This window comes from Nostoc sp. FACHB-888, from assembly GCF_014696655.1.
Classification (GTDB): domain Bacteria; phylum Cyanobacteriota; class Cyanobacteriia; order Cyanobacteriales; family Nostocaceae; genus Nostoc.
Window position 1 is genome coordinate 38,903 of record NZ_JACJQM010000040.1, and the last position, 20,349, is coordinate 59,251.

Sequence of the window (20,349 nt, forward strand, 5' to 3'; positions counted from 1 at the left end):
ATGATCTTTCGAGTCATAAAACTCCCAATACGCTACAACAGAAAAAAGCCTCTACTAAACCTGTGAAAAAACGAGTAACACTCACCTTCCCGAAACGCGCTGTGCAAATGCCAGTCACTTACGTCCTGGCCAAAGAGTTCAATGTCGCTGCCAATATTATCCGTGCCCAAGTTGCGCCAAATCAAATTGGCAAACTGGTAGTGGAACTATCGGGAGATATCGATCAATTAGATGCAGCGATCGAGTGGATGCGATCGCGCCATGTTAACGTTTCTTATACTTTAGGCGAAATTGCGATCGACGAAGATGTGTGTGTCCACTGTGGCTTGTGTACTGGGGTTTGTCCTACCGAAGCCCTCACCCTCAACCCAGAGACATATAAACTGATATTCACGCGATCGCGTTGTATCGTCTGCGAACAGTGTATCCCTACCTGTCCTGTACAAGCAATCTCCACTAACCTTTAACAATTTAAAATTGATATTATTCCAGCTTAAACACATCCGCAATGACACTGCTATCACCCACCAACCTAGTTTTTGCTGGAGAATCATAAACTATCAATAGCGAAGCTATGCCATCTACCTCTTGAAACAGCGTCATTCCCTCAGCATGATCTTCCCGATTTCCATAAGGAATATCTTGTACAAAATCTGGATTACTGAAAACATCTTCTGGCAAGTTAACGCCATTTTTCCAGCGATAAACTTGCACGGGCCCATCTAAATCCATCGTTGGCCCAGCTAAAATCAACAAATCTTTTCCATCTATACACAAATCTCGAATTCCCAAACCATTCAACCAGAGAAAATGCTTTTTATATAACTCCTTTGCTTCTCCAATTTGCCGTAGTTTTAAAATTCCAGGGCTAGAATCTTCTAACTCAATTTCTAGCATTACAGCCCAACCCCGCAATACAGGGCCACGCAAACCCAAAAAAATACGGTTTTGATTAATGGCTATTCCTTCAATATCAAAGCCGTTATCTTTTCCGGCAATTGCTGCCTTGATAAATAACCCTAAATGGGGGTCATCTGCTAAAGCCGTCATCAGCAAATTACCCTGGTTCGTCACCTCTAGTTTTGCGGCATTTAATTGCACATCTGGATTTTCGGGATGTGAGCAAGATGAGAATAACTTGCCGTCTATCAAAGGAATACGTCCTAAGAGGTAACGGTTGGGTTCTGATTCAATTTTTGCCAGCCTTTTAAAGTTTTGTGCATCGCTTTTATCGGGTTTAGCTTTTTTACGTTTGTAGCTATGAGAACCAACAAACCACAAGTAATTATCTACATAAGCAAGTCCTTCTATATCAATTTCTTGGTCTTCTGGCGCAGGTAAATCGATAAATTCTGCTACTCTAAATTGTTGATGGCCTGTAAATTTATCAGTATCAACCAAAGATAAACGTTCAATAGTTGAGGTTTCATCTGACCCCAACCATAAATATTTATCGTTTGTTAGCAGCACTGCTGATAAATCTTCTCTATGATCTTTAAAATTATCTACAAAAGTCAAAAAAACTTGATTGAGAAAATTTGAGTTTACCATTTTATCATTCCAAAAGATTAATAATGCTATCACAATAAATTATTTTATACTATAATAGTATAAAAAATATCTTTAATAAGGTCGCTAGAGTGAACTGCTCCTTAGACCTTTGATAGATATTAAATGTTTCTATAAGAGGATACAAGTAATAATTTTTGTAAGCATAATTAATAGTACTCATGGAATAAAAATATTAAAAAGAGATACAACTTTTTATCTAATGTTATTATGCAATGACTTCATGAGGTAGTTATTAAGAGCAATTATGGAATTAGCCACACAACTCACGGTAAAAACTTTAGGGGACTATGCCTATCAAGCGATTGAAAAACACTTTAAGAAAACCTTGAAGTGGGAAAAATCAGTAAAGAAAGATGAAGATCCAGAAGCGTTGCACCAAATGCGAGTGGGAATGCGTCGCTTACGAACAACTGTAACTAGCTTTGGGCTAGCGGTCGATCTGCCGAAACCAGTTAGCGATAAAAATATTGGTAAAATAGCCCGTCGTCTTGGTAGTTTGAGAGATTTAGACGTACTTAAAGAAAGTTTGGAAAACGATTATAAACCAAACTTACCCTGCAAAGAGCAAAAATCTCTAAAAAGAGCTTTCAAAGCATTAGCTAAACAACGTGAGGATGTAGAATCAAGCGTACAAAAAACGTTAAAAGATGAATCATACAAGTCTCTAAAAGATGCATTAGATAAGTGGTTCGAGAAACCTAGTTATCAACCTTTGGCATCTTTGACTATTCAGCAGGTACTACCAGATTTACTTTTACCAGAAGTGAGTAGTTTTTTACTGCATCCGGCTTGGCTATTTGGCACTGAATTTGTGGAATCAGAAGTGATAATCCAGAAAAATTGGAAACCACAAAAGATAGAAAAACAATTGACAACAGAAGGTGAAATTATTCACAGTTTGCGAAAAGAAGCTAAACGTCTACGCTACCAGATGGAGTTATTTACTGACTTATATGGGGAGTCTTACGCAGCTTATCTTACAGAAGTGAAAAATATCCAAGAAATTTTGGGTACGATGCAAGATAGTGCCGTCTTAACTGACTGGCTTACAGATGTCTTCAAGTCAGAAATCCAAACTGAACTGCCTACCCTTGCAGCTTTGTTAACTGAAAATCGCTACCAGTCGTGGCAGAAGTGGCAACCCTTACAAGAACGGTATCTGAAAGCTGAAACTAAGCATAGCTTTCATTTAACACTACTGCACCCGCTTTCAGGAGTAATAGGGTAAACTACCCTGCTGTATAGACGGACTGAGCTTGCCAATCCATTGGGAATAACCCCAGAACTCCATAGTTCTGGGGCAAGCAGGGGAGGCAGAGGAAGCAGGGGGGAATTTTAGAAGTTACGAAATCATCCCGCAAATATGTAACGCCCCCAAATCTTTTTCTTGCAGTCCTCTGCCTCCTGCCTTCATTGATAAATAAAGACGGGTTGCAGCCCGTCTAAATAGCTTGAAAGTGCAAATACACTTTGTATAGTATTTAAAATAACACAGCTAATTTTCTGAGAATTGCCAATTTGCCAGGTCATAAAAATAACATATATTGGCTAAATCCTTTACCAATACATATTTGAAGATTTCTGAAAATTGCGTAGGCGAAGCCCACCGTACTACTTCCCTGCGGGACGCTACGCGAACGTGGAAGCAAGCTACGTAAAGCTTCTCTACGAGAAGGTATCGCACTCCTTGCACTCATTGAGCAATTTTGAGTCCTCTCTAGTCTGAAAGCAGTAATAATTGCCCTTAAAAAATATTGCTTTGTCTAAATCAGTCATAGTAGAGGTTATAGCTACTGGATACAAAAGCTGCTCTAATATGTTGTCAGAGTGGCTAAGTTGTATGTAAATTCAACCAGCAGCTAAGATGAAGATTTACAAGCGTCAAATATGAATGTATTACTTCTATACCCCCGTTTTCCAAAAAGTTTTTGGTCTTTTGAAAAAACACTGGCTTTATTAGACCGTAAAGCAATGCTACCGCCTTTAGGCTTGGTAACTGTAGCCGCGATATTACCTCAAGAATGGGAGTATAAGCTAGTAGATCGAAATGTCCGCGTCTGTACCGAAGAAGAGTGGGCTTGGGCAGATTTGGTAATTATGTCGGCGATGATTGTGCAAAAAGAGGATTTGCTTTCTCAGATAGTAGAAGCAAAACGTAGAGGTAAACGGGTAGCTGTGGGTGGCCCTTTCCCGACAGCGCTACCAGATGAAATGACATCAGCCGGAGCAGATTACTTAATATTGGACGAAGGGGAAATTACCCTACCCTTATTTGTAGCAGCGATCGCACGGGGCGATCGCACAGGCATTTTTCGCTCTGGCGGTGAAAAACCAGATGTTACCAACACTCCAACTCCTCGCTTTGACTTGCTAGAATTTGAAGCCTACGCGGAGATGTCAGTGCAATTTTCGCGTGGATGTCCCTTCCAGTGTGAATTCTGCGACATTATTGTGCTATATGGCCGCAAACCCCGCACCAAAAGCCCAGAGCAACTCTTAGCAGAACTTGATTATCTCTATAAATTGGGTTGGCGACGCAGTATTTTTATGGTGGATGATAACTTCATCGGTAATAAGCGGAATGTCAAATTATTTTTGAAGTCCCTTCTGCCGTGGATGGTAGAACATAATTATCCATTTTCCTTTGCCACAGAGGCTTCAGTTGATTTAGCCCAAGATCAAGAACTGATGGATTTAATGGTAGCGTGTAATTTTGGAGCCGTTTTTCTGGGAATTGAAACCCCCGACGAAGAAAGTCTTACTTTCACTCAGAAATACCAGAATACCAGAGACTCACTCAGTGATGCGGTGAATAGGATTACCCGCTCAGGGTTGCGAGTTATGGCAGGCTTTATCATTGGGTTTGATGGCGAGAAGGCGGGAGCAGGCGCACGAATTGTCAAGTTTGTCGAGCAAACAGCAATACCCACCGCCTTATTTAGTATGCTGCAAGCGCTTCCAGATACAGCCCTTTGGCATAGATTAGAAAAGGAAGGACGACTCCGTAATAAATCAGCTAACATCAACCAAACCACGTTGATGAACTTTGTCCCAACTCGACCTTTAGAAGACATCGCTCGTGAATATGTGCAGGCGTTCTGTGATTTGTATGAGCCAGAACGGTTTTTGGAGCGTACATACAAACACTTCCGGCTTTTGGGCGAAGCAACCTACCCGAAAAAGGGCAAAGCTGCCAAGAAACCATTGAACTGGAAAGTACTTCGAGCGTTTCTAATCATTTGCTGGCGGCAGGGTGTACGTCGTCAAACGCGGTGGCAATTCTGGCGCAACTTGTGGAACATGTATAGGCATAATCCGGGTGGGGTGAGTAGCTACTTAGCTGTTTGTGCCCAAATAGAGCATTTCTTGGAGTATCGCCAAATTGTCCGGGATCAAATTGAGGCTCAAGTGGCTGAATTTCTGGAAGCAGAAGCTAGGGTAAAACCTGAAGCACAAGTAATGGTTAATTCGATAGCGAATTAAATTTGGCGATACCTTGCAATGCCAATGCATCGGGATGCAATGTTAATGCGTCCTCTTACAATGCCAATGTATCGGGATGCAATGCCAATGCGTCCCCTTGCAATGCCAATGCATCGGGATACAATGCCAATGCGTCGCCTTACAATGCCAATGTATCGCGATGCATTGTTAATGCGCTCCCTTACAATGCCAATGCGTCGACCGCATGACCAAATAAATTTATTTATCGGGATTATTAATTTTGAATTTTGAATTTTGAATTTTGAATTCGGAGCGTTCGCCCTTGGCGTCTCGTAGAGAAGCGACGTGACTATGCCACCCGATAATTTAGAGATTAATGAAACGATCGCAGCACAGTTTGCTCAATTAGTGCTGGATTGTATCGGGCGGGAGTATCCCCACAGTGGCCTATATTGGGCTGATAGCGATGAGGATATAAAACCACCGCGTGAATTGACTCCTGCTTTTTATGGTTGCTTAGATTGGCATTCAGCCGTACATGGTCACTGGTTGCTGGTACGTCTGATGCGTCACTTTCCTGAAGCCTCTTTTAATGCAGCGTCAAAACAAGCACTTGAGCAAAGCCTAACACCCGAGAAGATTCAAGGAGAAATTGCCCATTTTCAACGGCTACCCTTTTTTGAATTTCCTTATGGTGTGGCATGGCTTTTGCAACTGGCTGCGGAACTTCACGAGTGGAATCATCCTCAAGCGAAACAATGGCGGCTTGTATTGGAACCGCTAGAAAAGTTAATTGCAGATAACTTACAGCGCTGGATTAACGGACTGAAACTCCCAAATCGTACAGGGATGCATAGCCAAACAGCTTTTGCACTTGGTTTGATTTTAGATTGGGCACGGATTACCGAAAATAATGATTTCACTCAGTTAGTAGAGAACAAGGCACGGCAATTTTATCTTAGCGATCGCAATTACTCCTTACAATTCGAGCCGCTTGGCTACGATTTTCTCTCTCCTGGCCTTGCTGAAGCAGACCTGATGCGGCGAGTTCTGCCAACAACAGCTTTCAGTGACTGGCTTACCGATTTTCTTCCACAAATACCGATTGATAATTCAGCAAATTGGTTACAACCACCCGGAGTAGATAATCCTAAAGATTATATGCAATCCCACTTCTACGGTCTTAATCTTAGTCGCGCTTGGATGCTTGAGGGGATCATTTCTGGATTGGCAAATAGCGATCGCCGCATCGAAACACTTCGCTTTACTGCCCTTCACCATCGTCAGCATGGATTAGCAGATATTGTAAGTGAACATTATGCAGCTAGTCACTGGGTAGGTACTTTTGCCGTTTATCTCCTAACGAATCGTGGGTTGCAAAGGAAAATTGGCGTTGCAGAACAGTGGGATGAATTGAGGCAAGCAGGGGAGGCAGGGGAGGCAGAGGAGGCAGGGGGGGAATTTTAGAAGTTTGCCAAATCATCCCGCTTTCTCTGCAACGCCGAAAATTATTTAATCCCAATGCTCCATGTCCAATCCTTAAAATATGCCAAGTAAATATGCTTTAGCTGACTGAGACTGTCAGGATCATATAGTAAAGAGTAAAAGGCAATCTATTTTGACTTTTAACTTTCTCCTTTTGTTCAACTTTCCACAAGGGTAGGTTTAATCTTGACTAAATTGAAGGTTGGTATCAATGGCTTCGGTCGAATCGGGCGACTTGTGCTTCGCGCTGGCATCGATAATCCCAACATTGAGTTTATAGGCATTAACGACCTAGTACCACCAGATAACCTCGCTTACCTATTAAAGTACGACTCAACTCACGGTAGATTAAAGCACAAAGTTGAAGCCAAGGAAGATGGTATCCTCATTGACGGGCACTTTATTCCTTGCGTGTCGGTGAGGAACCCAGCAGAGTTACCTTGGGGAAAATTAGGTGCAGATTATGTGGTGGAAGCTACCGGACTGTTCACTGACCACGAAGGAGCTGCAAACCACCTGAAAGCAGGTGCAAAGCGAGTGGTAATTTCTGCTCCCACCAAAGATCCAGATAGAGTTACTACCCTGTTAATGGGTGTCAATCATCACCTATTTGACCCCAGTAAGGATATCATTGTCTCCAATGCTAGCTGCACTACAAACTGTCTAGCTCCCATAGCTAAGGTCATCAATGACAACTTTGGGTTGACCGAAGGGTTAATGACCACAGTTCATGCCATGACTGCCACTCAGCCAACTGTAGACGGCCCCAGCAAGAAAGACTGGCGGGGTGGTCGAGGTGCAAGCCAGAATATTATTCCCTCCTCCACAGGCGCAGCTAAAGCTGTAGCGTTGGTTTTACCAGAATTGAAGGGCAGGTTAACTGGTATGGCATTACGAGTTCCGACTCCCGATGTCTCTGTAGTTGATTTAACTTTCAAAACTGCCAAAGCTACTAGTTATAAGGAAATCTGTGCTGCCATGAAGGAAGCTGCCGCAGGTTCTCTAGCAGGTATTTTGGGTTACACAGATGAAGAAGTAGTTTCTACAGATTTTCAAGGCGATACCCATTCCAGTATCTTCGACGCAGGTGCTGGGATTGAGTTGAATTCCAACTTCTTTAAAGTAATTGCCTGGTATGACAACGAGTGGGGCTACTCGAATCGCGTGATTGACCTGATGTTGTCTATGTCACAGAAGGAAAAACTCGCACCGACAGCTGCTGTGGTTTGATTGGTCATTTGTCATTGGTCATTTGTCATTAGTCATTGGTCATTGGTCATTAACTTTTGACTTTTGACCCTTGACTTTTGGGATTTGGGTTAAATGGTAAATACCGTGAAAACAAAACGCCATTTAGTATCTTTATTTACAAAACCAGTGATATAAAGCACATGTTAATTTGGATGGCTTGGACGATGTCTACGACGGACTACGCCTACGCTCAAACCATCCAAATTTGCAGGTTACTCCTCAACCACCCCTAATCCCTATGCGTCGAACCAAAATCATTTGTACTGTTGGCCCGGCTACATCTGCACCCGAAAAGCTGCAAGCTTTAGTAAAAGCTGGAATGAATGTAGCGCGGCTGAATTTTTCCCACGGGGCTTATGAATTCCACGCCCAAACTGCTCACTATCTAAGGCAAATTAGTAATGAGCAGCAAAAGCCGATCGCAATTATGCAAGACCTATGTGGCCCGAAGATTCGTTTGGGAACTTTACCACCAGAAGGGTTAAATTTAGAAGCTGGTACTGAAGTCACCTTTGTTTTGCAAGAAAAGGGTGAAAGTATCGACGAACTACCCTTACCATTACCGACTTTGTTCGCAATGGTGCGACCAGGCGAACCGATTTTGATTAATGATGGTCGCGTTAAATTGATTGTCACCGATCGCGATGCCGATCGCATTCGCGCACAAGTGAAAATTGGCGGGTTAATTTCTACACACAAAGGAGTAAACCTACCACAAACTCCTTTACCTGTTAGTTCGATCACCGAAAAAGACTTGCTGGATCTGCGCTTTGGGATTCAGTTGGGTGTAGACTGGGTAGCGGTGTCCTTTGTGCGATCGCCACAAGACTTAGAACCCGCCAAGCGAATGATTGAAGCTGCTGGTGCTTCCATCCGCTTAATTGCCAAAATCGAAAGAGCAGAAGCAGTAGAAAATTTTGACTCCATTCTGAAGGTTGCCGACGCGATTATGATTGCTCGTGGCGATTTAGGGGTAGAAGTACCAATTCACGAAGTCCCCCTAATTCAAAAAGATATTATTCGCCGTTGCAATCGTGCTGGCAAGCCGGTGATTACAGCCACCCAAATGCTAGAGTCGATGATTAGCGCCCCCGATCCCACCCGTGCCGAAGCAACCGATGTTGCCAACTCCATCTTAGATGGTACGGATGCAGTAATGCTTTCTGGTGAAACAGCTGTTGGACAATATCCCATCGCCGCCGTCGAGATGATGCACAATATCGCTGTGCGGACAGAACAGGCTTTAGATGAGGGTAGCAAACACGCCTGGTGTCATGAAGCAGGCAGTCTCAGCGTTACTGAATCTGTAGCAGAATCCGTGTGTCGCATCGCTTATGAAACAGGCTCACGGGCAATTCTCTGTAACACTTCATCAGGAAATACGGCGAGAATGGTGTCTAAATACCGCCCTACTTCTCCCATTATTGCCCTTACCCCTGACATCACCGCTTATCGCCAACTAGCGCTTTCTTGGGGTGTGGAAGCTTTACTGATCCCACCAGTCCACAATGCCGAAGAGATGTTTACCAATGTGGTGAACACAGTTGTAGACATGGGTTTAGCGAATAAGGGCGATAAAGTAGTAATTACCTCTGGTGTTCCAATTGGTAAATCAGGAACAACTAGCTTAATCAAAGTGCATTCCATTGGACAGCCAGTTTCTGCATAAGGCACTTAAAATAGGGCTGTGGCTGAAGATAGTAAGCAAAATTAGGCAATGTTTAAGAAAAATTGCCAGAATCAGAATTGAAGGAAGAGTAAAGAGTGTAAAGAACTGGGGAATAAGTAAATCCTGTAACATTCATCACGGAGTATTTTATGTCTAAGAATTTACTGGAACAATTGCGACAAGTGACTGTTGTGGTCGCAGATACAGGGGATATCCAGGCAATTGAAAAGTTCAAACCCCGAGACGCTACCACCAATCCTTCGCTGATTACTGCTGCGGCGCAGATGCCAGAATATCAGGGAATTGTCGATCAAACTTTACTCCAAGCGAAGAAAGATGCTGGAGCCGGAGCCACCCAAGCACAGATAGTTTCTCTAGCTTTTGACCGTTTGGCAGTTGCCTTTGGATTAAAGATTTTGCAAATCATTCCCGGTCGCGTATCTACGGAAGTCGATGCTCGTTTGTCCTACGATACCGAAGCTACCCTAACTAAGGCACGGGATTTAATTGCTCAGTATAAAGCAGCTGGAATTGGTTGCGATCGCGTTTTAATTAAAATCGCTAGCACTTGGGAAGGTATTCGCGCTGCGGAAATTCTTGAAAAAGAAGGTATTCACTGTAACCTTACCTTGTTGTTTGGTCTTCACCAAGCGATCGCCTGTGCAGAAGCTGGCATTACCCTAATTTCTCCCTTCGTCGGTCGGATTCTTGACTGGTACAAAAAAGATACCGGACGCGATAGCTACCCAGCAGCCGAAGATCCAGGAGTTTTGTCAGTCACCAAAATCTACAACTACTACAAGAAATTCGGCTATAAAACCGAAGTTATGGGAGCTAGCTTCCGTAACCTGGGTGAAATTACTGAACTCGCAGGTAGTGATTTGCTAACTATTTCGCCATCACTTTTGGCTGAATTGCAAGCAACTGTTGGAGAACTGCCACGTAAGCTTGATCCCGCCAAGGCAGCAAACTTGGAAATCGAAAAGATATCCGTTGACAAAGCTACCTATGACAAGATGCACGCCGCAGACCGCATGGCAACCGACAAACTAGATGAGGGCATCAAAGGTTTCACCAAGGCACTAGAAGACCTTGAGAAACTTTTAGCAGACCGACTAGTTCGCCTTGAAGCAGAGGTAGTAGCAGCTCATTAAAACATAACGATAGTTAGTGGTTAGTGGTTGAATCACCAACCACTAACCATTAGTTAGTTGCATCAGTCCTCATTAATAACGACGGCGGATAATCTGGTATCGCCCGTAAGGCTGCCGTCGTTGGATAATCTGCCGTTGTCTAAACTGCTGCCGACGTCGAATATTTTGGTATCGTCCAAAAGACCGCCGTGGTCGAATATTTTGGTATCGTCCAAAAGACCGCCGTGGTCGAATATTTTGGTATCGTCCAAAGTGCTGCCGACGTCGGAGAAACTGCCGTCGTCGAATAATTCGGTATCGTCCTGGTCGCCGTTGAGCAATTAAAAGCTCTCCGGTTTTATCTCCTACTAAATTAGCCTCTGGTGCAGCGCTCTGTTCATTGCGAGCATTACTTAGAGAAATATCCTTCGCTTCAGCTAAGGAGGGCGGATACACAAAGGCACATAGCAATAGCGCTATTGAAGATAACTTCTTGAAACCTTTCATGTTTTTGCTTCTACTAAACTTTTGGTAATAACTTTATTAAACACCTTAAGGGTATCCGCCGAGATACGTGCAAATTGGGACACGTTGTAAAGTTTTGTAAAGTCAATTGTCAAAAACCTTGAGTTACCGTCGTTTCAGCCTCAACCGAAACCTGACTATTCAAATGAAGACATTCCCTAAAAGGGTCATTTATGGGCAAGTGTAAGGGACAAAAAGAGGTGAAAGCTTGGTTTTACCGTGCAAAAGTTTGATTCGCTATTTATCATTTTTGGGCAAGTTAGTAAATTAACAAGGTGTTGTTTGCAATATTTATTTACAACGTGTCTCTTTTTGCAGGTATCTCGGCGGACACCCGTCAAGGTAACGCCATGGGTGACTTGAACAAGCCTGCCGAAGGTCCTGGAATTTCAAGGATAGAAATGCCCTAAAATTGAGAATATACAAATATAGAGTGACAAATTATTTGTTGCTCTATATCTCGTAATCATTCAACACAAAATATTTTATGTTGAATCAGTTTCTCATAAGGCTTGTAACTGTGGTAGATGTCGGGAAATGGATTTTTCACCACATTGGCAAAGATAGCGATCGCCTACCAACTCCAGTTTTAATACCATAAAAATTAGCGTGACTTTTGAAAATTTAATTTCCGACCGGGAGTAAAATCACCCCACCAACCACGGCCCCCGCCGCGTCTCCTCATCCCTATACTGCTTTATCAATGCCAAGTTTTATACAAGTTTGGTAGTCACCACTGAAAATATCCACGTTTTGTATCAGAATTTGATACCGTAGTCATGACCTCTATATAAGTAGATATTAATCATCGTGACTACCAAAATCCTCGTGACTACAGGACATGACTACCAAAACCCCAAAACCTCCAATCTATTTTATGAGCATTGGGCGATCGCTCCTCTCCACCGCCGCCACAATCCCCTATAGTCCCTTTAATCTCCTAACTTGGCTATTTGCCCATTCACCGCATTTACGCGGCTTATTTCTCATCTTGGGAGGAAGTTAAAAGCGATCGCTATTCATCCCTCTGCCCTCAGCAAGAACTGCCTTTTTCAAAAATTCTCGCGTGACCCCTAGTTGTACTCTCCAGGAAGATCAGTTTTTCTAACAGTAATGCTGCCAACTTTCTTACCTGACATTCTCAATAATTCATCACCTGAAAATTCAAAACCAAGCTTTAGTGCTATTCGCGCAACATCATCTGCGGTTGATGCTGCAAGCACCTCGTTTTTAAGTTCAGGTTCAGACTGCATTTTCTTTAAAAATGCTTCGATTTGCTCAAAAGCCATATTTAAAATTTGATCCTCGCTAGCTACTCGTAATATAAAGAAAAACAGCAGTATATTCTATAAGACTAGCAGCACAAGGGTATCAAGATTCGGGGGAAAGATGATTATCGCGACGCGCTGCTCTTCATTTATCAGAATCTTGCTTATAAGAAACCACCTTCTTATAAGTAAACGGGTGGTTCATGCCACCCAAAAACCTACTCTTTTGTTAACTCCTCAAACCTGCGATCGCACTTACCACCCCTGCCACGTCTCTCTGGCTATAAATCCTCACCCTTGTAATACATTTATGCTACAAAAACCGCATTTTGCTTAATGCGAAAAAAAGTTGCTAATTGCGAATCCCCCCCCTAAATATATCCTGAATACTTAAATTTAAGAGGGGGGTGATGCAAATCCTATACATTACTGGCTTTTTATACTTAGATAGCTTCACCCCAAAAAACCAGACCTTTGTACTACGTTAGGCATCAATTATTAGGCATTGGGTATTGGGCGATGCCTTCTCTACGAGACGCTACGAATTCGGCGGCAAGCTATACACCTCTCACCCCCGCCACAATCGCCTACACCAATTTTCGGGTAGAATCCCACAGCCATCACCATACGCACCCTTAGACTCGCAACACTTTTCGGTCTACTGACACTGATAAAACTCAAATCACCCTCTTAACTGCTTGATTCTAAAATATCTACCCTTGAAAGCTGCCTCCTCTGCTTCCTCCGCCTCATCCGCTCACAAAATTGCCTTCCTTCCTTATTCCATATAGCTTTGAGGGGTTGACCACTGTTGACATCCCAGAATATGATGTTCAAATCAGCAGAAGCTAACTGTTGTCCATTCGGGCTGTAGGCAATGCTACGATGAGAATCGCAATAATCGATCAGGGACTTGAGGAGTTTACCACTGCTGACATCCCAGATTTTGATCGTCTTGTCGGCACCAACAAAAGCTAACTGTTGTCCATTCGGGCTGTAGATCATGCTATAACCATTACCAGTCAGGGATTTGAGAAGTTTACCACTGCTAACATCCCAGATTTTGATGGTGTTATCAACACTAGCAGAAGCTAACTGTTGTCCATCCGGGCTGTAGACGATGGTTATGAGTTGATCGCTATGACCAGTCAGAGATTTGAGGAGTTTACCACTGCTGACATCCCAGATTTTGATCGTCTTGTCGGCACTAGCAGAAGCTAACTGTTGTCCATTCGATCTGTAGGCGACGCTCAAAACTCCACTACTATGACCAGTCAGGGATTTGAGGAGTTTACCACTGCTGACATCCCAGATTTTGATGGTGCTATCTCCACTAGCACCAGCTAACTGTTGTCCATTAGGGCTATAAGCGATGCTAAAAACTCCATTGCTATAACCAGTCAAGGACTTGAGGAGTTTACCACTACTGACATCCCAGATTTTGATGGTGTTATCTCCAGTAACAGCAGCTAACTGTTGTCCATTCGGGCTGTAGGCGATGTTATTAATCGCACCGTCATAACCTGCTAAATTATTCTCCTCTGTGGCGCGATACTGTTTCTTCTCGTTTGACCTTAAGTAAACTGCTTGCTGTAAAGTTGCGATAGTTAGTATTTGAGTATCGCTTCTTTCCTGTACCCAAGGTGTAAGTTTGAGTTTATTACTTGCCCTTAAAACCTCTATTAAAACATCTGGATATTGTTCAGAAATAAGAAACGCTTCTGAAGAATTATTCAGGGCATTAATTTGATGAATTTCGGTTTGTTTTTTTGGCGTTTTTGCCTCTTTTGGGGATTGCGATGATAGCCCTGGCAACCCAGCGAATACTAAACCTGCGGTTATGGAACCAAAAAGGACGCATTTGAGAAATTTATTCATCTTTGCCTTCTCACTTTTGTTCCTTCTCGTTTCTTTTCAAGTTCTGCCATTACGTGCTTTAACTTCGGTTGCCCTTGCTGGCTCATAAAAATACTGATGTAGTAGTGTACCAGTTAGAAACTAAATTATACAATCCCATTAACCATCAAGAATTTAACCCTACTTGTGATTTTAATGGGGCATTGGGTATTGGGGAAGAGGGGAGGAGAGGCGATCGCAAGGAATATCACCAACTTCTCAAACCCAATTAACCCCTACTTCCCCCTTGGCTTTTCCATCCTAGTTTCAAGGAATAGCGCTCCTCACTACCGCCGTCACAATAAGTAATTCTGCTGAATCATAACTTCCAGGAGTTGGGCCTGGTCGCCGTGGGCTGGGAGTTGGGGATGAACCACCAGTATTATCATCGTCCAAGACCTCACCAGTTAATAGCGCACCCATCAGCCGATCCAGCGCTATATACTCTTCATTTGAGAATAGCGAGGTATTATCACAAATTTGCTCTATTTCGGCTTTCATTACTTGTGTTAGATAACCATCTTGGAGAGCTTGTTCTACGATTTTTTCAATACTCATATCGCACCCAATCACCAACGCCGCGTCTGTTTATCCCTATACTGCTTTATCAATATTTAAAAAGGAATAGTTAACGAAGATTACCTCAACCTCCATTTTTTAAAGGTTTCTAAGTATTTAGATTTATATCTTGTTTAGCTTTTTTAGTATATTCAACTATATATTATTACTTATATACTTTTTCTATTTCATCAATACCTCTACCAATCTCAAGTATTGATCTAGAGAGAAATATAAAATTTTATCCGCTTGCTTTTGCTATGAGGTAAAAAAGTTGAGCCGATAAAATTTTGTATAGTTTTTGTAGGAGTAATTTTTACTTTACTGTAAGCCTGGGGCACGTTCAAAATTTTGCTTCATATTTAAGCCTGCACTTGTTTTAGGCTGTTTTGGGAAAAGTTGGATTAACCCTCTTTTTAACAAAAGGTATTGTTTCATGCAATAGAACCGTTTTGTTAGCTAATGGAATCTGATTAACCATGAAAAGAATTTTCTTTCCTTTTTCCATTATTTCTATTCTTTGTACTATGGTCATCTCTCCTGTCTTTGCACAACAGATAGAAAGACCTTTTAGTGCTCAAAATACGTGTACTACTAGTGGTACAGGGTTAGGGGAACGTGATTCATGCTATAAGGATGCTATATGGCCTGATGACCCTTCAGAAAGACCTAATGTACCTTGGGCTATTATTCCTGAGTCAGTTCAAGTTGTAACATTAGATGAACGTGGAACTGGTTCAGGTTGCTTCTCTCCCAGATTCGAGTACGAACAGCGCTCTGTATTTCTCCCTGAGATAGGATCAAATGTAACAGTTGGTATACCCGTAAGAGTTATAGTTAGTATGAATGCTCGTAGTGAAGCGGGAATAGGAGGTGCGCCTGGTAGAATTGCATGTAAAGTGATAGGTAATTACCGTTCTCTGTAAGCAATATAACAAGCAAGCATACCTCACATCTAAATACGAAAGGCTCTAGCCATAGATTTAAATTGTTTGGAAGAGAGCCTTTCTTATTATCCTATAAGCTAAAGTGTCGGAAAGTATGCCTTTTGCTACATCCGGGTTAAACAGTCTCACAGTAAGGATTAAGACCATACTACACAGCTAAAACGACATCCTGAAGAAGGTTATTTTTGGCGATCGCTTTCGCTCCCTTACCGTCGATCCTTTTGCCGTACTTCTGTAGTTTGTGCATAGTAGACGATGGGGTTGAAAAATGGGTTATGGAAACTGTACTTTTCCAAACCTATTTCTCCCAAGGCGATCACCATAAATAATTTTCAAGAACGAATATGCAATTTTGGTGCTGCTTGGGAGTAATAGGCTAATCGTTATCCTGTGAACAGTCCTCATAATTATTCATCAATTGCCGTAATTGGCGTATGTTATTAGGCTTGACCGTTAGGGTGTAGGCTCGTTAGCGCTGTTTTCTATAGCAATCCTAAATAATTTGTGAGAAATCAAAAGGCTAAAAAGCTTATAAATACGTACTTTTACTCATCTGATTTTCTTACAGTTTAATTCGGATTGCTATATGTTCTATGTTCTTTGAGTTTTGTCAGTTAACCAAAGCTCCCAACGAAATTAGGAGAAATTATGGTTTAAATTACAATGACATTGCTGTTAATCGATGTATTCACTGGAAAAGCTTGTTCTGTGCTTTGGAGGGTAAAATTGGCGAATATCTCGTCGTTTCCAATATCCTCATCCAGCGTTCCAAGGCTGACTAATGCTTGAAAAGTGTTAATCCCTGCATTGGTAAAATTTTTAGTTGGAAAGAAGTACAAGTCATCATTTCCTCCGTTGAAGAAATTGCCATCTTCTCCAACTAGTTTAACTGCGAGTTGTAAATTAACCAGCCCCTGGCTAACAACAAAGTTTTCAAACGGAGTGAGTGTGACATTGACCGTTGCAGTAACATTAGGATCTGAACCTGTAAGAAGATCTATTTGCAGTGTGGGATTAGATAAGCTTGCCATATTTACCTCTTGAACTGCTTACATTCTGATATCAGCCCAAAACTCAAATTTTTCGCAGAAGTTTCAAATTTATTACAAAAGTTTACATATAATTTTTTAAACCACTGTGATTGCTACCCCTCCCACTCAAGCAACTCCCTATCCACACAAGTAATGCCCTATATCTGTATACCAAGTAGGTTAACGAACGCTGTTATTGGAAATCGCGTGGTGATTTTAGTCCAGCGATCGCTACAGGGAATTATCACAAAGGGATATGGAATTTCTAGATAATTGGCTACTCCCTATCCTCAAAATTTGCGTAAGCGGCGTATGTTGTCAGGCTTGATCGTTAGCAGCGTGGGTTCACTAGTTTAGTAGCGCTATTTTCTAGGGACTTCAAAAAGCAATAGGGATAATTGATAATAAGATGCCTTTAGGCAAAACTAGAAAAGGTGGCAGAAAAAGTAAAACCACGCTCGGATAATTAAAAATCAAATCAGCACATTGTTAGCAGATTAAGCATCAACTCTATTGAAACAAGGCATCTTCCTCATTCATGGAACAAAGCATTAGCCCGGACATAGCCCTTCCTGGCATTCAGGGCCTCGAACAATATGCGTATCATAAAAGACCTTTACTGCTGTAGAGTTGTAACGGTCAAGCTCCTGCAAGTAATTCCAAGCGGTGAGTGCAATTGATGTGTCGAGGTTCAACCGTGGTGTCAGGATAATACGTGCGTTAAAGTTGCTCAAAGATCGCGCCTGCTGCCGTAGCTGGGTCAACTCTTGATCTTTAATTTGCTTAGGGTTATAGCTAATGATCACCCCACCATGCTCCAAATTATGTACTAAAAATCCATCGGCGGGTGGATCTTTGTATATACCCCACGCTGCTGGGTACGAGTAGTGCGGCCCGGAGGTTGGTGGGTTTGAATTATAAGTGATCGAAGTACCTATTTCCACGTGTTGTTGCCCCAAGTCTGGGAAACGTATTCCTGGTAGTATTGTGCCAGGGTACAAGCTTGGCAACGGTGATTCAAGTGTCATTACTAAGAAAGGTTCGATTAAGCCCTTCCACTCTCGTATGGAATTCATCATTGAACTAGAAGTTGACGCGGTACTCGGTTGTGAGGAAGATTCATGAGAACTCCCAGGCATATTTCCGAATACTAAAGTTATGGTGATCGTGCAGACCAGGCAGAATGCCAAGAAACCTGATTTAACTAGCTTAATTTTCATATACTCCTCGTCCATTAATCTCGGATAAATTAAACTCTAAAGCATCAATTTTTTTCCCAATAAGGCTTTTATGAGTATCGGAAATGAAATAATCACCATCGCCATTTTTTCAAGCGGTAGACATTACATTTATTTTCCTATCCCGTATGAAACCATAAATGATAATTAGGTTACGTCTAAAACATTCCTATAGACATAACCCAATTAGCTCTAAAGGAACGCTAAAACAAGGGCAACCCATCTATGAATTTGAATCACTAAAGAACTACCCCGCCCTGCTTTATTGAGGGCAGGGAGTTTTCGGCAAATTTATTAAGTACAGCAATGAATATTTATTACAGACGTAAAATAATCACTGCAAAGTTAGCAGAGATCAACTCGTTCAACAGTTGCTTGTCTACCTCTCGATGATTTAAGTACTTCGCCAGAACTAAGCGTTTCACATGAGTCATCAACGGCAAAATTCCAAATTGCTCTTGCATTTAATGTATAACCGCAGTTGTTAGTTATTCTGGCATTTGTACGGAATGTGCTAGTACTGGTATTTATGTCAACACACCCCGGTGCTCTAACACCTCCACTAATGTTTGAGCTTTCTAATTCAGAAATTTCTTCATAGTTTAAACCAGAAATAATCATATATTTTCTCCACAATGTCTAACTCAACTTAAATATTATGAAATTCATTCTAGGAGTTCAATAGATTAAAACTTATTTTAAATGCATAACTAAGTGATTTATGTTTTTTTATTGTTCAAAGCTTAAAGCTTCAAGGGGCTTCGCTATTACAAATTGAAGCGCTGTAAAATCTCCCATAGTTCATATGATAGAGTTTAAAACTAAGGGTGAGCCAATAGAAGACATATAGCGAATAATAGCTCATTACAACCTGAAAGCTTGAAAAATCCCAATTTCTAACTGTTAGCTAGATTCAAACTAACTTTTGTAGAACTTGTAAAATATCGGACTTATGATTCTGGAGTTTAACTAACGCAATGTGCGACTTATTGTTTTGTTACACAAGGGTAGTGTATGAACGATTGAAAAGAAAATTCCCACAATCCGCATCTGGAGAGAGAAAATTGTCACCAGTGACTGGAATGAGGGAAAGATGTTTTCTATTGAAGAGTTTATCATTGCCGTATTATGTTGAGCTTAATCGCCACTATTGTGATCCTCTTCAGTTCGATGAACTAGTTATGGAATATTAACCCTGTTATGTCACTCTCGGAAAACAATAATCTCAGCAAGATTCTGAAACTTTTATTGAGTCAAGCTTTGAGACATTATTTTCTAACAGTAAATGAAATTTATAGTCAAAACCTGGAAATTAAAGCTCCCAAAGGCTTGAGCGTGATTGACTTCTCCCAAAGTGACAGAAGAGGGTTCTGACTTTTCCCGTTAAGTCTCTTTTGCAAGCTGCCACCCCTCACAAAGGTCGTGCAATTTTAACCAGCCTCGCCACAGTACCTGGATACCAATAGGTGTTTTACTTCGATGTTCTAAGTAGCCACCAAGACGAGCAACGGCTTCAATAGCCCAGCTAACTGTTAGCACTTTGGGGAGTTTGGGAGACTTAACTTTTAAAATTTTGAGTTCAAGAGGATTAAGAATTTCAATTGCAGGAGCTAAGGGTTGAGTGCGATGTAGATAAGTTAACTGCAACAGTTCTACAGCAATCACACTCAAGAATCCAATTAGGGTTTTCATACCTTCAGCAGCAAGCCGATATTTTTCTACCTGACATCCCGACTTGAAAATTTTATGATACTCCTCAACTCGCCAACGGTAAGAATACCAGCGTAAAATCGTAGAAGCCATCTGAATATCTGCAATAACTTCCGTTGTTAGCAACATCCATTCCACGGGTGATTCACTATTTGGACAACCAATCTCAGTGGCATAAACAGCGTAGACCTGTTGTGGGTCACGGTTATCAAAACGATAAGGTGTACGGAGATTAACCTGACAAAATCTGATAGCTAGTTTGGTTTGCCGGGCAGGTCGCTGGTTCGTGGATGGTAATTCAATTTTCTGTTCAAAACTAATAGGTTGTGCTTCTAATTTCGACCATAGACGCTCACTATTAGAATCTAAATTGCGGTTATGAGCTGCCCGAACAAGAACTCCAGTGTGCTTGAGTTGGCGAAGTTTATCAAAAACTTCTGTAATATCACCTTCGCGGTCGAAAACATGAATCAATCTTGTGCGCTGGCTCACAAGATTTTCTACAGTTGTGAGTGCCTCTACTCATATCTTGCACCAGCGCCGAAAACCGGGTTTCTTGCGATTGCTGTAACCTGGAAACCTTGATTCTTCGTTGATAAACCCGGTTTTTCAGGTCTTGTTG

17 protein-coding genes and 2 pseudogenes are annotated in these 20,349 nt (G+C 41.8%); 10 read left to right on the top strand and 9 right to left on the bottom strand.

What is annotated here, in order from left to right:
• The first annotated feature begins 62 nt into the window (after nt 1-62).
• The gene (locus H6G26_RS22525; protein ID WP_190731382.1) at nt 63-467 is read left to right on the top strand and encodes an NIL domain-containing protein; all 405 of its coding nucleotides are present in this window, start codon (nt 63-65) and stop codon (nt 465-467) included.
• A 16-nt stretch (nt 468-483) separates the two neighbouring features.
• On the opposite strand, the gene H6G26_RS22530 is transcribed toward H6G26_RS22525, so the two are convergent.
• Entirely contained in the window at nt 484-1,551 is a 1,068-nt protein-coding gene (locus tag H6G26_RS22530) for a DUF3616 domain-containing protein (protein ID WP_190731383.1), read from the bottom strand.
• Nucleotides 1,552-1,816: 265 nt separating this feature from the next.
• Between H6G26_RS22530 and H6G26_RS22535 the strand changes: the two genes are divergently transcribed.
• The 6 genes from H6G26_RS22535 to H6G26_RS22560 all read left to right on the top strand — a co-directional run bounded on the left by H6G26_RS22535 (nt 1,817) and on the right by H6G26_RS22560 (nt 10,575).
• Entirely contained in the window at nt 1,817-2,800 is a 984-nt protein-coding gene (locus H6G26_RS22535; RefSeq protein WP_190731384.1) for a CHAD domain-containing protein, read from the top strand.
• Nucleotides 2,801-3,459: 659 nt separating this feature from the next.
• Nucleotides 3,460-5,055, top strand: a complete 1,596-nt coding sequence (locus H6G26_RS22540) for a B12-binding domain-containing radical SAM protein (RefSeq protein WP_190731385.1) — start codon at nt 3,460-3,462, stop codon at nt 5,053-5,055.
• A gap of 312 nt (nt 5,056-5,367) precedes the next feature.
• Nucleotides 5,368-6,483, top strand: coding sequence for a DUF2891 domain-containing protein (locus H6G26_RS22545; RefSeq protein WP_190731399.1), 1,116 nt, complete (start codon nt 5,368-5,370; stop codon nt 6,481-6,483).
• A 204-nt stretch (nt 6,484-6,687) separates the two neighbouring features.
• Nucleotides 6,688-7,731 carry a type I glyceraldehyde-3-phosphate dehydrogenase gene (gene gap, locus H6G26_RS22550; protein WP_190731386.1) on the top strand — a complete coding sequence of 348 codons (1,044 nt, stop codon included), beginning with the start codon at nt 6,688-6,690 and terminating at the stop codon, nt 7,729-7,731.
• Nucleotides 7,732-7,990: 259 nt separating this feature from the next.
• Nucleotides 7,991-9,421 (top strand): pyruvate kinase, encoded by a 1,431-nt coding sequence (pyk, locus tag H6G26_RS22555; protein ID WP_190731400.1) that lies wholly within the window; start codon nt 7,991-7,993, stop codon nt 9,419-9,421.
• A gap of 149 nt (nt 9,422-9,570) precedes the next feature.
• Entirely contained in the window at nt 9,571-10,575 is a 1,005-nt protein-coding gene (locus tag H6G26_RS22560) for a transaldolase (RefSeq protein WP_190731387.1), read from the top strand.
• 72 nt (nt 10,576-10,647) lie between these two features.
• Here the strand turns inward: H6G26_RS22560 and H6G26_RS22565 are convergent, their stop codons facing one another.
• Complete coding sequence (locus H6G26_RS22565; RefSeq protein WP_190731388.1) at nt 10,648-11,061, bottom strand: hypothetical protein; 414 nt, start codon at nt 11,059-11,061, stop codon at nt 10,648-10,650.
• 859 nt (nt 11,062-11,920) lie between these two features.
• Between H6G26_RS22565 and H6G26_RS22570 the strand changes: the two genes are divergently transcribed.
• On the top strand, nt 11,921-12,085 hold the full coding sequence (locus tag H6G26_RS22570; RefSeq protein WP_190731389.1) for a hypothetical protein: 165 nt from the start codon (nt 11,921-11,923) through the stop codon (nt 12,083-12,085).
• A gap of 67 nt (nt 12,086-12,152) precedes the next feature.
• Here H6G26_RS22570 and H6G26_RS22575 read toward each other — a convergent pair whose 3' ends face one another.
• Entirely contained in the window at nt 12,153-12,368 is a 216-nt protein-coding gene (locus H6G26_RS22575; protein ID WP_190731390.1) for a Nif11-like leader peptide family natural product precursor, read from the bottom strand.
• A 669-nt stretch (nt 12,369-13,037) separates the two neighbouring features.
• Complete coding sequence (locus tag H6G26_RS22580) at nt 13,038-14,225, bottom strand: WD40 repeat domain-containing protein (protein WP_190731391.1); 1,188 nt, start codon at nt 14,223-14,225, stop codon at nt 13,038-13,040.
• A gap of 74 nt (nt 14,226-14,299) precedes the next feature.
• On the opposite strand from H6G26_RS22580, the gene H6G26_RS22585 reads away from it, so the two are divergent.
• A complete protein-coding gene (locus tag H6G26_RS22585; RefSeq protein WP_190731392.1) occupies nt 14,300-14,476 on the top strand; it encodes a hypothetical protein in 177 nt (58 codons plus the stop codon).
• Nucleotides 14,477-14,636: 160 nt separating this feature from the next.
• Here H6G26_RS22585 and H6G26_RS22590 read toward each other — a convergent pair.
• Nucleotides 14,637-14,801, bottom strand: a pseudogene (locus H6G26_RS22590) (competence protein ComFB); the annotation flags it as partial.
• 527 nt (nt 14,802-15,328) lie between these two features.
• Here H6G26_RS22590 and H6G26_RS22595 point away from each other — a divergent pair.
• Nucleotides 15,329-15,727, top strand: coding sequence for a hypothetical protein (locus H6G26_RS22595; RefSeq protein WP_190731393.1), 399 nt, complete (start codon nt 15,329-15,331; stop codon nt 15,725-15,727).
• Nucleotides 15,728-16,401: 674 nt separating this feature from the next.
• Here H6G26_RS22595 and H6G26_RS22600 read toward each other — a convergent pair.
• The 4 genes and pseudogenes from H6G26_RS22600 to H6G26_RS22615 all read right to left on the bottom strand — a co-directional run.
• A complete protein-coding gene (locus tag H6G26_RS22600) occupies nt 16,402-16,779 on the bottom strand; it encodes a hypothetical protein (RefSeq protein WP_190731394.1) in 378 nt (125 codons plus the stop codon).
• Nucleotides 16,780-17,330: 551 nt separating this feature from the next.
• A complete protein-coding gene (locus tag H6G26_RS22605) occupies nt 17,331-17,918 on the bottom strand; it encodes a DUF3105 domain-containing protein (RefSeq protein WP_190731395.1) in 588 nt (195 codons plus the stop codon).
• A 444-nt stretch (nt 17,919-18,362) separates the two neighbouring features.
• Entirely contained in the window at nt 18,363-18,638 is a 276-nt protein-coding gene (locus H6G26_RS22610) for a hypothetical protein (protein WP_190731396.1), read from the bottom strand.
• 762 nt (nt 18,639-19,400) lie between these two features.
• Nucleotides 19,401-20,249, bottom strand: a pseudogene (locus H6G26_RS22615) (IS4 family transposase); the annotation flags it as partial.
• Nucleotides 20,250-20,349 lie beyond the last annotated feature (100 nt).

Bases quoted from the DNA above. Each gene is read 5' to 3' on its own strand.
- H6G26_RS22530 (WP_190731383.1), bottom strand. From the start codon at position 1,551: ATGGTAAACTCAAATTTTCTCAATCAAGTTTTTTTGACTTTTGTAGAT.
- H6G26_RS22535 (WP_190731384.1), top strand. From the start codon at position 1,817: ATGGAATTAGCCACACAACTCACGGTAAAAACTTTAGGGGACTATGCC.
- H6G26_RS22540 (WP_190731385.1), top strand. From the start codon at position 3,460: ATGAATGTATTACTTCTATACCCCCGTTTTCCAAAAAGTTTTTGGTCT.
- H6G26_RS22545 (WP_190731399.1), top strand. From the start codon at position 5,368: ATGCCACCCGATAATTTAGAGATTAATGAAACGATCGCAGCACAGTTT.
- pyk (WP_190731400.1), top strand. From the start codon at position 7,991: ATGCGTCGAACCAAAATCATTTGTACTGTTGGCCCGGCTACATCTGCA.
- H6G26_RS22560 (WP_190731387.1), top strand. From the start codon at position 9,571: ATGTCTAAGAATTTACTGGAACAATTGCGACAAGTGACTGTTGTGGTC.
- H6G26_RS22565 (WP_190731388.1), bottom strand. From the start codon at position 11,061: ATGAAAGGTTTCAAGAAGTTATCTTCAATAGCGCTATTGCTATGTGCC.
- H6G26_RS22570 (WP_190731389.1), top strand. From the start codon at position 11,921: ATGACTACCAAAACCCCAAAACCTCCAATCTATTTTATGAGCATTGGG.
- H6G26_RS22575 (WP_190731390.1), bottom strand. From the start codon at position 12,368: ATGGCTTTTGAGCAAATCGAAGCATTTTTAAAGAAAATGCAGTCTGAA.
- H6G26_RS22580 (WP_190731391.1), bottom strand. From the start codon at position 14,225: ATGAATAAATTTCTCAAATGCGTCCTTTTTGGTTCCATAACCGCAGGT.
- H6G26_RS22595 (WP_190731393.1), top strand. From the start codon at position 15,329: ATGGTCATCTCTCCTGTCTTTGCACAACAGATAGAAAGACCTTTTAGT.
- H6G26_RS22600 (WP_190731394.1), bottom strand. From the start codon at position 16,779: ATGGCAAGCTTATCTAATCCCACACTGCAAATAGATCTTCTTACAGGT.
- H6G26_RS22605 (WP_190731395.1), bottom strand. From the start codon at position 17,918: ATGCCTGGGAGTTCTCATGAATCTTCCTCACAACCGAGTACCGCGTCA.
- H6G26_RS22610 (WP_190731396.1), bottom strand. From the start codon at position 18,638: ATGATTATTTCTGGTTTAAACTATGAAGAAATTTCTGAATTAGAAAGC.